General features: G+C 59.5%; 13 protein-coding genes. 7 read left to right on the top strand and 6 right to left on the bottom strand.

From position 1 onward, the window contains the following. Nucleotides 1-82 precede the first annotated feature (82 nt). Nucleotides 83-2,575 (top strand): UvrD-helicase domain-containing protein, encoded by a 2,493-nt coding sequence (locus AO068_RS21175; RefSeq protein ID WP_058409357.1) that lies wholly within the window; start codon nucleotides 83-85, stop codon nucleotides 2,573-2,575. A 10-nt stretch (nucleotides 2,576-2,585) separates the two neighbouring features. On the opposite strand, the gene AO068_RS21170 is transcribed toward AO068_RS21175, so the two are convergent. After that, the gene (locus AO068_RS21170; RefSeq protein WP_002553708.1) at nucleotides 2,586-2,852 is read right to left on the bottom strand and encodes a DUF1652 domain-containing protein; all 267 of its coding nucleotides are present in this window, start codon (nucleotides 2,850-2,852) and stop codon (nucleotides 2,586-2,588) included. A 388-nt stretch (nucleotides 2,853-3,240) separates the two neighbouring features. On the opposite strand from AO068_RS21170, the gene AO068_RS21165 reads away from it, so the two are divergent. Next, entirely contained in the window at nucleotides 3,241-4,320 is a 1,080-nt protein-coding gene (locus tag AO068_RS21165; protein WP_058401508.1) for a polyamine ABC transporter substrate-binding protein, read from the top strand. Nucleotides 4,321-4,339: 19 nt separating this feature from the next. Here the strand turns inward: AO068_RS21165 and AO068_RS21160 are convergent, their stop codons facing one another. Genes AO068_RS21160 through AO068_RS28955 form a run of 4 tightly spaced genes read right to left on the bottom strand, consistent with a single transcriptional unit; the run spans nucleotide 4,340 to nucleotide 7,204 of the window. Next, a complete protein-coding gene (locus AO068_RS21160; RefSeq protein ID WP_058409356.1) occupies nucleotides 4,340-5,053 on the bottom strand; it encodes an ABC transporter ATP-binding protein in 714 nt (237 codons plus the stop codon). Further along, nucleotides 5,054-5,905 carry an ABC transporter permease gene (locus AO068_RS21155; RefSeq protein ID WP_058409355.1) on the bottom strand — a complete coding sequence of 284 codons (852 nt, stop codon included), beginning with the start codon at nucleotides 5,903-5,905 and terminating at the stop codon, nucleotides 5,054-5,056. Next, nucleotides 5,902-6,912 carry an aliphatic sulfonate ABC transporter substrate-binding protein gene (locus tag AO068_RS21150; RefSeq protein WP_058409354.1) on the bottom strand — a complete coding sequence of 337 codons (1,011 nt, stop codon included), beginning with the start codon at nucleotides 6,910-6,912 and terminating at the stop codon, nucleotides 5,902-5,904. Before AO068_RS21150 ends, AO068_RS21155 begins: the two co-directional genes overlap by 4 nt. Continuing rightward, nucleotides 6,827-7,204, bottom strand: coding sequence for a hypothetical protein (locus AO068_RS28955; RefSeq protein ID WP_162492556.1), 378 nt, complete (start codon nucleotides 7,202-7,204; stop codon nucleotides 6,827-6,829). The genes AO068_RS21150 and AO068_RS28955 overlap by 86 nt, the downstream gene beginning before the upstream one ends. Before the next feature lie 209 nt (nucleotides 7,205-7,413). On the opposite strand from AO068_RS28955, the gene AO068_RS21145 reads away from it, so the two are divergent. Next, on the top strand, nucleotides 7,414-8,100 hold the full coding sequence (locus tag AO068_RS21145) for a hypothetical protein (protein ID WP_011168719.1): 687 nt from the start codon (nucleotides 7,414-7,416) through the stop codon (nucleotides 8,098-8,100). Nucleotides 8,101-8,119: 19 nt separating this feature from the next. On the opposite strand, the gene AO068_RS21140 is transcribed toward AO068_RS21145, so the two are convergent. Then, the gene (locus AO068_RS21140; RefSeq protein WP_058401512.1) at nucleotides 8,120-9,115 is read right to left on the bottom strand and encodes an aldo/keto reductase; all 996 of its coding nucleotides are present in this window, start codon (nucleotides 9,113-9,115) and stop codon (nucleotides 8,120-8,122) included. Between the two features lie 181 nt (nucleotides 9,116-9,296). On the opposite strand from AO068_RS21140, the gene lexA reads away from it, so the two are divergent. From lexA to AO068_RS21120, 4 genes are read left to right on the top strand one after another with little or no spacing between them, the layout of a single operon-like run. After that, nucleotides 9,297-9,914 (top strand): transcriptional repressor LexA, encoded by a 618-nt coding sequence (gene lexA, locus AO068_RS21135; protein WP_057401353.1) that lies wholly within the window; start codon nucleotides 9,297-9,299, stop codon nucleotides 9,912-9,914. Further along, on the top strand, nucleotides 9,914-10,534 hold the full coding sequence (imuA, locus tag AO068_RS21130) for a translesion DNA synthesis-associated protein ImuA (protein ID WP_057401352.1): 621 nt from the start codon (nucleotides 9,914-9,916) through the stop codon (nucleotides 10,532-10,534). Before lexA ends, imuA begins: the two co-directional genes overlap by 1 nt. Nucleotides 10,535-10,541: 7 nt before the next feature. Next, on the top strand, nucleotides 10,542-11,957 hold the full coding sequence (locus AO068_RS21125; RefSeq protein WP_058409353.1) for a Y-family DNA polymerase: 1,416 nt from the start codon (nucleotides 10,542-10,544) through the stop codon (nucleotides 11,955-11,957). Continuing rightward, the gene (locus AO068_RS21120) at nucleotides 11,954-15,049 is read left to right on the top strand and encodes an error-prone DNA polymerase (RefSeq protein ID WP_058409352.1); all 3,096 of its coding nucleotides are present in this window, start codon (nucleotides 11,954-11,956) and stop codon (nucleotides 15,047-15,049) included. The genes AO068_RS21125 and AO068_RS21120 overlap by 4 nt, the downstream gene beginning before the upstream one ends. Nucleotides 15,050-15,063: the final 14 nt, after the last annotated feature.

Below are 15,063 nucleotides of genomic sequence, written 5' to 3'. Positions count from 1 at the left end.
ACAAGCATTTCGCTGGAACCTGCGCGCAAATCCGGCCACCATAGACGACCTTTTTGCCTGCAAGCCATCCACCGGAGTCTGCGTGCCTGACGACCTTCCTTCTGCGCTTCCTCATGACCTGGATGTCGATCTCATGCCGCCTCGGCAACTGCCGTTTTTCAGGCGTCTGTTATCGCGCTTGATGGGCCGCGGCCTTACAGCGTTGGGCTCGCAGCACACGCCGTCGTGGTTCCAGGGCCATGCCGACGGCTATCTGAATGGGCACATAGAGGGCGTGCGCGAGGGTTATGCCGATGGCTACCTGGATGGTGAGGAAGCAGGGCGTCAGGTGCTGGTCATCAACGATACCCGACCTGTCCGACATCGCGGCCCCAGAGTTGACGACCATCTGTTCGACGACTGGCGGCTGGCGCTCACGCCTGAACTGAAAAAGCGTATCAAGGCCGATGTCGCCGAAAAGCTCCCTGCGCATGCTCAGCCCAGCACGGCGCAGTGGAAGATGATTTTCAGCGATACGCCGTCTACCTACGTCATTGCCGGGGCGGGCGCAGGCAAATCCACATCGCTGGTGCTGCGCATTCTGCTGTTGCATCACTACCTGGGCTTTGAACTGAACGCGATGACAGTCGTGACCTTCACCCGTGAGTCGCGCAAGGACTTCATCGGCAAGCTGATCGAAGTGATGGCCTTGTGGGGGCATGTGACGGGGCAGAAACAGGCTCGTGACCTGGTTCGCACCTTTCATTCGCGTATTCTGCCGCTGGTGCGCAGCCTGCCGGGTTTTGAGCAGCTCAGGGCGTTCGAGAACCTGAGCAGCCAGTCATCCGGCCTGGAAGAGGCGGACAGCAATCCTTTCGACCTGCGGATCAACGACGCGCAGCGTCAGCAACTCAATCTCTGCTACCGCGACCTGTACGCCGGCAATGAGCGTTTCCGCGAAGTCATGGCGCCGCTGTATCGCCATGCCTTGCAGCTCAAGGAACTGGATCGCGACCATCCTGACGTACAGAAGCGTGTCGCGGTGACCGAGCTATCCTCGAAACGGGATGAGGAGTGGTGTGACACCGTCGAGGACTTGTGGATTCGCGCAGGAGCATGGCCTATAAAGGGCATTGAGCCTATGCGCCAAGCTGTTGAAATAAATGGATTTTCCTTTTGTTTTCACGGCTATATTGCCGAGCTGGATGCCTGGGTTGTGCTGGGCCTGGACGCCAGTGAAGACCAGCAACTCAAGCGGCCGGGTGCCAAATTGCCAGTGTGGGCCGAGGGGGTCATAAAGCGCACCCTGTTTCAAGCTTTCTGCAGTAAGCCTTTGATCTGGCTGGATAACTATCAGTCTGCCAGCAAGCTATTGCAGTCATTGGCGGGCGACGCAGTTGCCGGGCCCGGATTCGACTATCGGGTGAAGGGTGAGCTCGGTGCTGCGCCGCTACTGGACTGTTTTGTCACCGCCGCCAGCTTCATCGAGAACCTCGGGCTGGACGTACCCAATGCCGTGTCCGAGATGAGCTTTGCCAGCGACGACCCGGATCGTTTCTTCTTCGAAGCGCTGAGTCTTTTCTGGAAAGCTTTCGAAACGCACCTGCTGGCTCAGTCGCCTCCGATCATGACCTATAACCGGATGTTTGCGTTGTTCGGTGAAACATCGCCGGAAAACCTCAAACACGTCAGCGACCAGATGCTCAGACCGCTGTCGCATTTGATGATCGACGAGTTCCAGGATGTGTCGCCGCAGATCGTCTCATGGATACGCGCCAGCCTGCGCGAAATTCGGCGTCGTGGTCCCGCTCTGCATACAGGCCGGATCGCTCAGCATTCATCACTGCTGTGTGTCGGCGATGACTGGCAATCGATCTACGGCTGGCGCGGCAGCTCACCCAAGTATTTCATGGAGTTCGCCAGGGAGTTTTCGTCACCGGCGACCACCAGAGTCATGCTCAGTGACAACTTCCGCAGCCATCAGCACATTATCGATGCCGCCGAGCATATTGTCCGGGCTGCTCCGGCGATTGCGGGCAAGAAGGCTCGTGCCAGCGGCATGCCGCAAGAGTTGCTGCCGGTCAAGGTGCTGGATCGTGACGAAGACGAACTGGCCGAGCGTGTAGCCGAGCACTACAACGACGGTGACTCGATTCTGCTGCTGTACCGCAAAGGCAGCGAGAAAAGCCGGTTCTCGGAGCGTTTGCAGGCATTGATCGATGCTGACGCGGCGATGGGCGCGCAAGGTCGTCGCATCAGGACGTTGACGTACCACAGTTCCAAAGGCTTGCAGGCGGATGCCGTGTTTTTGTTGGGTGACTGCCAGCATCTGACTGTCTCGCCTTACAAGAATCAGGTTTACCGTTTGGCAGGGCTGGGTGATGCGAGCGATCTTCAGCCCTTTGATACAGCGCAGAAGGATGAAGTCTTGCGCCTGGCTTATGTCGCCATTACTCGTGCGGCGCGGCATTGCTATTGGTATATCGATCAAGGCACCGGCGGCGGGGAGAACGCCCAGATGCCTAAAGCTTCAGACAGAATTGCCCAGGACAAGCCTTTCTTCGAAGACTTGCGCGGTAAAGTCCGAACAGGCTGAGGCTGTCATCTCAGGAAAAACCGGCGACCTGTTGCTGCGTATGAGTGCCGAACAATTCCAGCTCATCCTCGATGGCTTCGATGATGCGCTCTACATCTGCGGCATTCATCACCGTGGAACACGGCAGGCCGGCGATGGCGACTACTGTCTCACCGCTGGCGCGGTCGAAAAGTCGTGCAATCATGCTGCCGGGAGCATCCATCGAGGCTTCAAAGCCTACCGGATGGAAGTGCCAGCGCATCAGTTGGCACGCATTGGGGAATGTGACTTTGTTCATGACAATGGCCCACCTTAATCAATCGAGCATTTCCCTTGCTCCAATGGGTAGGCAGACAGCCAGAATTCGTCCGGTAAAGCATGATGACGAGAAGATAATCAGCGCAGCGGACTATCGGTCGGTCGGGTTGCTTTCCAGCAGGATCGCTGAGCGGTCTGACGAGTACTGAAAATAGCATTTGCCAGCACCGTTCTGGAAAAATTTTTTATGACGCAGCACAAAAAAATCAATTATATGGCTGTCATCATCGCAAGGTATCAATGGGCACGTTCCATGCATTTGTCATTCACCCCGGAGAAGGCCCCGTAGTGAACTGAACTTGCTTGACGAAGGTGGTTTTCATGCCCGGTCTGGGGCAAGCTATCGTTATTGACCCGAGGAGCTGAAAATGCTGAGAAAATCCCTTGCTGCACTGATGTTGCTGGCCTCGACCAGCCATGCGGCGGAGACGGTCAATATCTACAACTGGACGGATTATATCGCCCCGGACACTCTGAAAAATTTTGAAGCGGCCACCGGTTTCAAGACCTCTTACGAGACTTTCGAAACCAACGAGACGCTGAACACAAAGCTGATTGCTGGCCATTCCGGGTACGACCTGGTCTTTCCGTCCATTCATTTCATGGGTCGACAGATTGAAAGCGGCTTGCTCAAGACCCTCGACAAACGGCAGCTCCCCAACTGGAAAAACCTCAACCCGGTTCTGCTCAAGGCACTTGAGGGCAGTGATCCGGGCAACCAGCATGGGTTTCCCTACCTGTGGGGCAGCACCGGGATTGGCTATGACATGGCGAAGGTCAAGGCCATTCTTGGCAAGGACACTCCGCTTGACTCATGGGATCTGGTGCTCAAGCCGGAAAACATGAAAAAGCTCGCCCAGTGTGGTGTCGCTTTTCTGGACAGCGCACCGGCGCTGATCCCTATCGCTCTGAACTACCTCGGCCTGCCACCGCACAGCGAGGTGCCGGACGACTACAAAAAGGCCAAGGCGCTGCTGGATGAGGTACGGCCGTATGTGCGCAATTTCAGTTCAGCCGACTATATTGGCGATCTCGCTACGGGCAAGATCTGTGTGGCAGTAGGCTACTCAGGGGATATTTCCCTGGCGCAGGAGCAGGCCCAAAAAGCGGGCAACAACATCACCATCAGCTATGTGGTTCCAAAGGAGGGCGCGCCAATGTGGTTTGACATGATCGCCATCCCGGCTGATGCCCCTGATGTCAAAGGTGCCTACGCGTTCATGAACTACCTGCTGCGCCCGGAAGTGATCGCCAACATTACCAATACGGTTCATTACGCCAACGGTAACGAAAAGGCCGACGCCCTGATCAATCCCGGCCTGTGGACGGATACCACTGTCTATCCAGACGCCGACATGCTGAGCCGCTTGTTCGTGATGTCTCAGGTCCCCGTTAATATCGAGGCGTTGCGCCAGGGACTCTGGAAAGAGTTCAAGGCCGACAAGTAAGGCTGCGAGGCGACCGACGTCAAATGATATGCGCCTGATGCAGCTCGGTCAGTGCCTGAGCTTTCAGTCGAGCCAGTAACGGATCGCGACGATCCCTTGGTGCTTGCAGCCCGACCGGCAGTTGCTGGGTGATCGTGCCGGGGCGGCTGCCCATCACTAATACCCGGTCGCTCAGGTACAACGCCTCGTCGACATCGTGAGTCACCAGCAACAGGGTGATAGCGTGACGCTCGGCCAATTGCAGCAGCAGGTCCTGAAGCTTCATTCGGGTAAACGCGTCCACCGCGCTGAAAGGCTCATCCAGCAGCAATACCGTAGGGTGCGAGTACAGACCGCGAGCAATGGCCACGCGTTGCGCCATGCCTCCGGACAATGCTTTTGGCAAGGCATCGGCGAAACCGGACAGGCCCACTTCTTCGATCAATTGACCGACCCATCTGCGGTCGTAGCCGGCATCGTCACTGAAGCCGATATTCTGTTCGACGGTCAGCCAGTGCATCAGGCGCGGTTCCTGAAACACAAACGCGACTTCTCCCTCAATGTTGTCCACCGATCCACGAAAGTCCTGCTCCAGCCCGGCGACAATTCTGAGCAGCGTGCTTTTACCGCAACCGCTTGGCCCCAGCAGGCTGACGATCTCACCTGACTGTAATGACAGATCGATATCCTGCAGTACGGTATTGCCAGCGAATGCCTTGCGGTCTACGCGTATGTTCATCAACGATTCCGGCATCTATCGACCCTCGCGGCTTTGACCGGTGAATGTGTCCCGCCAGGCCAGAAAGCGTTTTTCCAGGCCTGCCAACAGGCCGTCGCTCAACTTGCCCAGTGTCGCCAGAACGATGATGGCCGCCAGCACGATGTCCGGGCGCGAGGTTTCGCGTCCGTCACTGAGCAGGTAGCCCAGGCCTTTGGTGGCCGCGATCAGCTCGGCGGCTACCAGAAACATCCATGACAGGCTCATGCCGCTGCGCAAACCGGTGAACAGGCCGGGCAGGGCGGCGGGCAGAAGAATACGCCGGGTCAGGCGATAGCGGCTGAAGCCATACATCTGGCCGACTTCCACCAGCTTTCGGTCAATGCCCCGAATTGCGGCCACGCCGTTGAGGTAGACCGGAAAAAACGCACCGATGGCAATCAGCACAATCTTGGATGTCTCGCCAATGCCCAGCCACAGCAACAGAAGCGGCACCCAGGCCAGGCTCGGGATGGAACGGAGCCCGGCGAACGTCGGCTCCAGATACGCCTCCGCCTCACGACTGAGCCCCACCCACGCGGCAAATACCAAGGCCAGGCTTGCGCCGATCACAAAGCCGCTGAGCACACGCAACAGGCTGGCACTGATGTGTTTCCACAACGCACCATCGGCCAGATCGCGCAGTGTCAGCACGATCTCGCTGGGTGCTGGCATCTGGTAGGAGGGCAGCCAGCCGATGCGCACGATAATTTCCAGCAAAACAATGATTACAGCGGGGACTACCAGGCCTTTGAGCGGCGTTTTGTAGCGCTGCCAAAACGTGCGCTGCGCCTTGTCAGGCAAGGCCGCCTGCGCACAGGCAGGCAGGGACTTGTCTGGGCTGGTCATGGCGTTGCGATCACGGCTTTGGAAAACTCTGGCGTGATCAACTGATCGATCACTTGTTCGACGTTCACGCCTTTGCGCACCAGGTCCTCGGACACCAGAATCGGTGCTGCAGACTTGGATGCTTTTACATCTTTTTCGCTCAGTTGCGGGTTGCTCAGGTCTGTACGGGTCAATTGCAACCTGGCGACTTCCAGCGGCAGGCCTGACTCGGTCGCCAGCAGCCTGGCCAGCTCATCAGGATTTTTTACTGCCCATTCCCGAGCCTGCTCATAAGCGCTCAATACTGTTCTGATCGCCTGTGGATGCTCCTTGGCGTAGGTTTCCGTGACGCTCAGTACGCCATAGCTGTTGAAGTCCTTGTTGCGGTAAAGCAGGCGCGAGCCGGACTGTATTTCACTGGCCGCCATGTGCGGGTCAAGCCCTGCCCAGGCATCTACGTCGCCTTTTTCGAGGGCGGTGCGTCCATCGGGATGCTGCAGGTGCAGCAACTCGACATCATCCTTTTTCAGCCCGGCCTTCTGCAGCGCGCGCAAGGTGAACAGGTAAGGATCAGTGCCCTTGGTGGCGGCGATTTTCTTGCCTTTGAGTTCGGCAACCGATTGCAGGGGAGAATCCTTGCGCACCACCAGAGCCGTCCATTCTGCCCGGCTGTAGACATACACCGATTTGATCGGGCTGCCGTTGGCCCGGGCCAGCACCGCAGACAGGCTGGCCGACGAAGCAAAGTCGACGCTGCCACTGTTCAGGTATTCCAGCGAGCGGTTGCTGCCCTGGCTCAACACCCAGGTGACTTTCGCCTCCGGCAGGGCTTTCTCCAGCCAGCCAAAATGCTTGAGCGCCAGGCTGACCGGCGAATAATAGGCGTAATCCAGGCGGACTTCGGCAGGCGCGGTTTCAGCGGCCTGTGCTATTCCCTGCAGGCTAATCGCCAATGTGCAGGTCGTTAGCATCCAGCGAATCAGGGCTCGCGGCGTTTGCAACCAAAAAGAAATAGGGGGTTGTGGCATAGTGAGCGTCCAGATCGGGGAGACAAGGGCTGCAAGACTGGTTTGCATATTTCAAAAACAGCAGTCCAGAGAGCATGAAATTCACAAATGGAATATTGCATGCTCTGTGCCAAGGGTCCGGGTGCTTGAACAGCAAGGTATCAGGGCAATTTTCCAGTGTGAGTGATGTTGATCTGGCAGCAAGGTGTTGAACTGTTGTTGCCTGGTAAACAGTAAGGCTCACGGCCTGTTTTTCGACGATTTTCTGACAGTTTTTCTGCTTTTCGGGTGATTTTTTTCGCCAGGTTTGCAACAGAATCGTTTTTTGACACTCCTAATCGTCCACATTCTTAATTTCGAAACATGTGAGCACTAAGATTCGCGCGTGATCCATGAGTGTGCGCCCACTGCGCCCTTGTTCGACTGATCCGCAGAAATTCTTGGGGCGAGCTGCATAAGCCTGCGTATTCGCACCAGCCAGATGGCTGATCCCTTTCAAATGCGCACCGGACTCAGAAAATAATGAATATGCCGAAAATGCCTTCGATCACCCGACTCCAGCGCCGCATCGCATGGTGCTTCTTCCCATCATTGCTGGTGGCTTCTGCCCTGGCCCTGTTCACCATGGGCAAGGGGGTTCATGCCGAGCCCAAGAACGGCACGCAGACACTGGTATTTCTTCGTCATGCCGAAAAACCGGCCATGGGGCTGGGGCAACTGAACTGCCAAGGGCTCAACCGGGCCATCGAACTGTCGGAGGTCCTGCCCAGGGAATTCGGCAAGGCTGACTTCATCTTCGCCGCCAACCCCAGCCGGCATGTGGAAGAGGGTGAGGGCGACCTGTCCTACAGCTACGTGCGTCCGCTGATGACGGTAGGGCCCAGCGCAATCAAACTGGGTCTGCCCGTCAACCTCGACTTTGGTGCCAACGACACCGCAGACCTGGCCGATGAGCTGATGCGGGACAAGTACCACAACGCAGTTATCTACACCGCCTGGTCGCATGGCTACCTGCCGGAGCTGATCAACAAGGTTGCTGAAGAAGCGTCCGGCAAGAGCACTAACCTGCTGGATGACTGGACGAACGATGATTTCGACTCAGTGATTGTCGTCACCCTGAAATGGGTCGATGGCAAGGCCACGCTCGATTACAAGAATCAAAAACAGGGCCTCAACAACGGCACCGAGACCTGCCCTGAGGCGACCTGATCTCGAACCACAAACGTTTTCAGCCGTTGAGCGACTTCATCGACTCCGGGCTGTAACGCTCGCCCGACACGGCCCCTTGCGCCGGGAAGATCGCATCCAGTTGAGCCAGCTCATCGGTACTCAGCGTCAATGAAGCCGCTGCCACGTTGCTTTCCAGGTACTTGCGCTGTTTGGTGCCCGGGATCGGAATGATGTCGTCGCCTTGAGCAAGTACCCAGGCCAGCGCCAGTTGCGACGCGCTGACGCCTTTGGCCGCAGCCAGTGCCTTGACCTTTTCTACCAGTGCCAGATTGCGTTTGAAATTTTCGCCCTGAAAGCGCGGGCTGAAACGACGATAGTCATCGGCAGCGAAATCGTCCGGCGTGCGCAAGGCGCCAGTCAGAAAGCCACGGCCCAGCGGGCTGTAAGCCACGAAAGCAATACCCAGGCGACGGCAAGTGGCGAGCACATTGTCGTGCTCCGGATCGCGAGACCATAACGAATATTCACTTTGCACGGCCGCCAGCGGATGCACGTTGTGGGCTCTTTCGATGGTCGCTGCGCTGGCTTCGCAGATACCTATATGGCGAACCTTCCCAGCCTTGACCAGCTCGGCCATGGCACCGATGGTGTCCTCGATGGGCACATTGGGGTCGACACGGTGCTGATAGTAGAGATCAAGATAATCGGTATTCAGCCGTTTCAGGCTGGCATCGATGGACTGGTGAATGTACGCCGGGCTGCCATTCACGCCACGCGCATGCGGGTCATCGCCACGCACGATGCCGAACTTGCTGGCCAGGTAAATACCTTCACGCTTGCCTTCGAGAGCCCGGCCGAGCAACGTCTCGTTGGTATGCGGGCCATACATGTCAGCGGTATCAAAAAAAGTGATACCCAGTTCCAGCGCGCGGTGCAAGGTGGCGATGGATTCCTTTTCGTCGATGCCGGTGGTGTAGAAGTCCGACATTCCCATGCAGCCCAGTCCGATGGCAGAAACCTGCGGACCGTGGTGACCCAGTTGGCGAGTAATCACAATGAACTCTCCTGATCGTTGAAAGAGCCGTCAAGTCTCTACGCTTTGGCTGGCGCAATAAACCGGGTGTTTCTTATTTCACTGTTTTGAAAATCCGAATAATCGACGTCTACGAAGCGCGAGAGCGTGCGGCGTCAATCCGACAAACCGTACTAGTCACAAAATCACCAGTGGAGTACAAATGTACTCCATGAGCACATTATCTCCCCGTCGCAGCGCAATCCTTACCTTCATCCGCGATCGCATCGCGCAGCAAGGGCAATCGCCGAGCCTGGCGGAAATTTCCGAGGCTTTCGGTTTTGCTTCACGCAGCGTGGCGCGCAAACACATTGTGGCCCTCACCGAAGCCGGGCTGATCGAGGTCGTAGCGCATCAGGCCCGTGGTATTCGGCTGCTCAACAGTGAGCCACGGCCCGAGTTGCTCGAACTTCCGGTATTGGGGCGCGTAGCTGCGGGCGCACCTATCGGGCCGGACCTCGATATTCACACCACACTGCATCTGGACCGCAGCACGTTTACCCGTGTGCCGGACTACCTGCTGCGCGTGCAGGGCGACTCGATGATCGAAGACGGTATTCTCGATGGCGATCTGGTCGGCGTGCACCGTAACCCGCAGGCCAGTGACGGGCAGATCGTCGTTGCCCGCCTGGACGGCGAAGTCACCATCAAGCGCCTGCAACGCAGTGCCGATCAGGTGCGCCTGTTGCCGCGCAACCCGGCCTACGAACCGATCATTGTCACGCCTGATCAGGACTTCGCCATCGAAGGCGTGTTCTGCGGGCTGGTCCGGCGCGAATGATGGGCGCGGTGGTCAGCCTTGACGCCTTGCTGGATGAGCGCAGGGTCTGGAAAGGCCGTCAGCAGAGCGCGCCGCAGGTCAGCCCGCACCCCAGTGGCCATGCATTGCTGGACAGCGCCTTGCCCACTGGCGGCTGGCCTGCTGCCGCCCTGACTGAAATCCTCATCCCGGCCAATGGCAGTGGGGAGTTGCGTCTGCTGTGGCCAAGCCTGGCAAGGTTGTCTGCGATCGCTGAGCGCATTGTGCTGGTTGCACCGCCCTACATTCCGTACCCGCAAGCCTGGCTGGCCGCCGGGGTCGATCTGCGCCAGCTGGTTGTCATTGAGGCAGGCCCGCGCGATGCCCTGTGGGCTGCCGAACAGTGCCTGCGTTCCGGCAGTTGTGGCGCGGTCGTGTGCTGGCCCGGCATGGTCGATGACCGTGCGCTGCGACGTTTGCAGGTGGCTGCCGAAACCGGGCAGACCCTGGCGTTTGCCTGCCGCCCGCAGCAGGCCGCCGCCAACCCGTCACCGGCGGCCCTGCGCATCGCTGTCGACACCCGACCCGCACAATTGCGGGTGCTCAAGTGCCGTGGCGGGCTTGCGCCGCCTTTCCCCATTCCATTTTCGACCGACGCTTGAGGTTCTTATGCTCTGGGCCTGTGTCTTGCTGCCGCAACTGGCGCTCGACGGCGTCATGCGTCGTCGTAACGATCCCGATGAGCCTCTGGCGCTGATCAGCGGCAGTGCTCAACGTCGCGTGTTGCAAGCCGTCAATCCGGCGGCGCGTGCGCTGGGTTTGAAAGCCGGGCAGTCACTGACAGCCGCTCAGGCGCTGGTGTCGAACTTCTCTATGGTCGAGCATGACCCGGCTGACATCGAGCGCTTGCAGCAACTGCTCGCGGCCTGGGCGTACGGTTTCAGCTCCAATGTCAGCCTCAAGTACCCTCGAGTGTTGCTGATGGAGATTGAGTCCAGTCTCAAGCTGTTCGGCCCCTGGCCGGTGTTCGAGGCACGCTTGCGTGAAGAGTTGACTGCGCAGGGTTTCCGGCATCGCATCGTGGTTGCGCCCAACCCGATAGCCGCACGGATGCTGGCCAACATGCATGACGGGCTGAGCATTGATTGCCCGCAGGCGTTGCGCCGCAGCCTGGAGCATATGCCGCTGGAACGCATCGGTCTGAGTCGTGAAACCGCCACGGCCCTGACACGCATGGGGCTGCGCTATGTGCGGCAGGTACTGGCCCTGCCGCGCGATACACTGGCGCGGCGGTTTCCGGCCAGCGTGCTGCAGCATCTCGACACATTGCTTGGCGAACGACCGGTGGCACTGGAGTGCTACACACCGCCGGACTTCTTCGATGTACGCATCGAGCTGAATTTCGACGTCGAGTCGCATCAGGCCCTGTTGTTTCCTCTCAAGCGGCTGATCGCCGATCTGGCTTTGTTTCTGGCTGGGCGCGACAGCGGTGTGCAGCGATTTTCCCTGCATCTGGAGCACGTTGAAGGTCCGGAGACTGTGGTGCCAGTCGGGCTACTGAGTGCCGAGCGCGATGCTTCGATGCTGTTCGAACTGGCTCGCGGCAGGCTGGAGCAAGTGCTGGTGGCGTCGCCGGTACGTGCCGTGCGCTTGCTGGCGCAGGATTTGCCGGATTTTGTTCCGGCGCACCGGCAGTTGTTCGATGAGCGCGTGCAACAGACCCTGCCCTGGGAGCAACTGCGCGAACGCCTGCGTGCGCGACTGGGCGACGAGTCGGTCAATGGCTTGCGCGCCCAGGCCGATCACCGCCCTGAATGCGCCTGGCAACCGCACAGCACAAGCAAACCGGTCTTGCCAGCCAAAGGTTGTATGCGCCCGGGCTGGTTGCTGCGAGAACCCCAGCCGCTGCCACTTCATGCCACGCGCATCGTGGCCGGGCCCGAGCGAATCGAATCAGGGTGGTGGGACGGCGGCGATGTACGTCGCGACTACTATCTGGTCGAAACCTCCAACGGCCAGCGCGCCTGGGCCTATCGCAGCGTGGGCGAGCAGGGTGAACTGCTGCTGCATGGCTGGTTCGCATGACAAGCGAGTACGCCGAGCTGCATTGCCTGTCCAACTTCAGTTTTCAGCGCGGCGCCTCAAGCGCCCGTGAGCTGTTCGAACGTGCCTTGCGCCACGGCTATCAGGCGCTGGCCATCACTGACGAGTGCACGCTGGCCGGTATCGTACGTGCGTGGCAGGCGTCCATCAGCACCGGCCTGCCGTTGATCATCGGCAGCGAAATGCACATCGAGAACGGGCCGAAAGCCGTGCTGCTGGTGGAAAGCCAGACAGGTTATGAGGCGTTGTGCAAATTGATCACGGTGGCACGCCGCAGAGCCAGGAAAGGTGAGTACCGGTTGTTGCGTGAAGATTTCGAGCCGTCTCCGGACGGGTTGCTGGCCATCTGGCTGCCGGACATCGAAGGCGACGCGCAAGCCTGTCTGGCGCATGGACGCTGGTTGCGTGAGCGCTTTGCCGAGCGCCTCTGGCTCGGCGTGGAGTTACATCGCGGCGCGGATGACGAGCAGCGTCTGGCCGACTTGCTGGCGCTGGCGCAATCGTTGGGTATCCCGGCAGTTGCCAGCGGTGATGTGCACATGCACGCGCGCGGTCGGCGTGCCCTGCAGGACACCATGACTGCCATTCGCCATCACACGACCGTGGCCGAAGCAGGGCACCTGTTGTTTGCCAACGGCGAGCGTCATTTACGGCCACTGGATGCGCTTGCCGAGCATTACCCGGACTGGCTGCTGGCCGAATCGGTGCGTATTGCCCGGCGCTGCACGTTCGATCTCAAACAATTGAAATATGAATACCCGCACGAGCTGGTCCCCAAAGGCCAGACACCCACGTCGTGGCTGCGTGAACTGACCGAGCGCGGTGTCCGAAAACGCTGGCCGAAGGGGCTGACGCCAGCTACCCGTGCGCAGGTCGAGAAGGAACTGGCTCTGATCGCGGAAAAGAAGTTCGACAGCTACTTTCTGACCGTGCATGACATCGTCGAGTTTGCCCGCAGCCAGCATATCCTTTGCCAGGGGCGTGGCTCGGCGGCCAACTCGGCAGTGTGTTATGCGCTGGGGATCACCGAGCTGAACCCGGAAAAGAGCAACCTGCTGTTCGAGCGCTTCATCTCCAAAGAGCGCAACGAGCCACCGGACATCGATGTGGATTTCGAGCATGACCGCCGCGAAGAAGTCATTCAGTACATATTCAGGCGTTATAGTCGGGGCAGGGCGGCGCTGACGGCGGTGGCCAGCACGTATCACGGCTCGGGCGCAGTGCGTGATGTGGCCAAGGTGCTGGGTCTGCCGCCTGACCAGATCAACGCCCTGGCCGATGCCTTCAGCCGCTGGAGCGATTCGCTGCCGTCGCCCGAACGCCTGCGCGAATACGGCTTTGATGCCGACATGCCAATCCTCAAGCGCGTGCTGGCACTGACCGGCGAGCTGATCGGCTTTCCCCGGCATTTGTCGCAGCATCCGGGCGGCTTCGTGATTTCCGAGCACCCGCTGGACACACTGGTGCCGGTCGAGAACGCCGCGATGGCCGACCGCACCATCATCCAGTGGGACAAGGACGATCTGGACCTGGTCGGTCTGTTGAAAGTCGACATCCTTGCACTGGGCATGCTCAGCGCCTTGCGCCGCACGTTCGATCTGGTGCATCTGCACCGGGGCAAACGCTGGACCCTCGCAGACCTGCCGGGCGACGACCGGAAAACCTACGAAATGATCAGCCGCGCCGACACCATCGGTGTGTTTCAGATCGAGTCCCGCGCGCAGATGGCCATGCTGCCGCGCCTGCGGCCGGAAAAATTCTATGACCTGGTCATCGAAGTCGCCATCGTCCGGCCGGGGCCGATCCAGGGCGACATGGTTCATCCGTATCTGCGGCGGCGCAATGGCGAAGAGGCGGTCACTTATCCGCCTAAACTAAAAAGCGTCTTTGAGCGCACCTTGGGCGTGCCGCTGTTCCAGGAGCAGGTCATGGAAGTTGCGATCATCGCTGCCGACTACACGCCGGGCGAGGCGGACGAGTTGCGCCGCGCGATGGCTGCGTGGAAACGCCACGGCGGGCTGGAGCCGCATCGCGAACGGCTGCGCACGGGCATGCTGAAAAACGGCTACGAAGCGGACTTTGCCGACCGGATTTTCGAACAGATCAAGGGTTTTGGCAGTTATGGTTTCCCCGAGTCCCACGCCGCCAGTTTCGCCTTGCTGACCTACGCCAGTTGCTGGCTCAAATGCCACGAACCGGCAGCGTTCACCTGTGCGCTGATCAACAGCTGGCCGATGGGGTTTTACAGCCCGGATCAGTTGTTACAGGACGCACGTCGCCACCACATTGAAATCCGACCGGTGGATGTGCGCTACAGCGACTGGGATTGTTCGCTGGAGCCGCTCGATCATCCCGACAGCACGCGCAATCTGGCGATTCGCCTCGGGCTGCGCATGGTGCGAGGCTTTCGCGAGGATGATGCCCGGCGCATCGAAACGGCGCGCTCGAAGCGGCCATTCGCCGATGCCACCGACCTGACTCAGCGCGCCGGTCTGGACGCTCGCGCCGCCGAGGCACTGGCGGATTCCGGGGCCTTGCGTGGCCTGATTGGTCATCGGCACCGGGCGCGCTGGGAAGTCGCCGGGGTCGAGGCCCAGCGCCCGCTGTTCGACGACCTGCCCAGCGAAGAAACCCAAGTGATCTTGCCACTGCCGACTGTGGCCGAAGACCTGGTGGCCGACTACACAACGCTGGGCACTACCTTGGGCCCACACCCGCTGGCCTTGCTGCGCAGGCAACTGGCTGCCAAACGCTTTCGCAGCTCACAAGACTTGCTGAGCCTGGAAAACGACCGAACACTCAGTGTGGCGGGGCTGGTCATCGGCCGCCAACGACCGGGCACCGCCAGTGGCGTGACCTTCGTGACGCTGGAAGACGAATTCGGCATGGTCAACGTGGTGGTCTGGCGCGACCTGGCCGAGCGTCAGCGCAAGGTGCTGGTGGGCTCGCAACTGCTGCAGGTGTTCGGGAGGCTGGAATCAAAAAGCGGCGTACGGCACCTGATCGCCCAGCGGCTTTATGACCTGACGCCGCTGTTGACTGGACTGGATGTGCGCAGTCGGGATTTTCAATAGACAGGCCCGCAATT

The organism is Pseudomonas sp. ICMP 3272 (genome assembly GCF_001466905.1).
Lineage (GTDB): Bacteria > Pseudomonadota > Gammaproteobacteria > Pseudomonadales > Pseudomonadaceae > Aquipseudomonas > Aquipseudomonas amygdali.
Note: the sequence above shows the minus strand (reverse complement) of the source record. Positions and strands in the feature narration are given on the sequence as shown.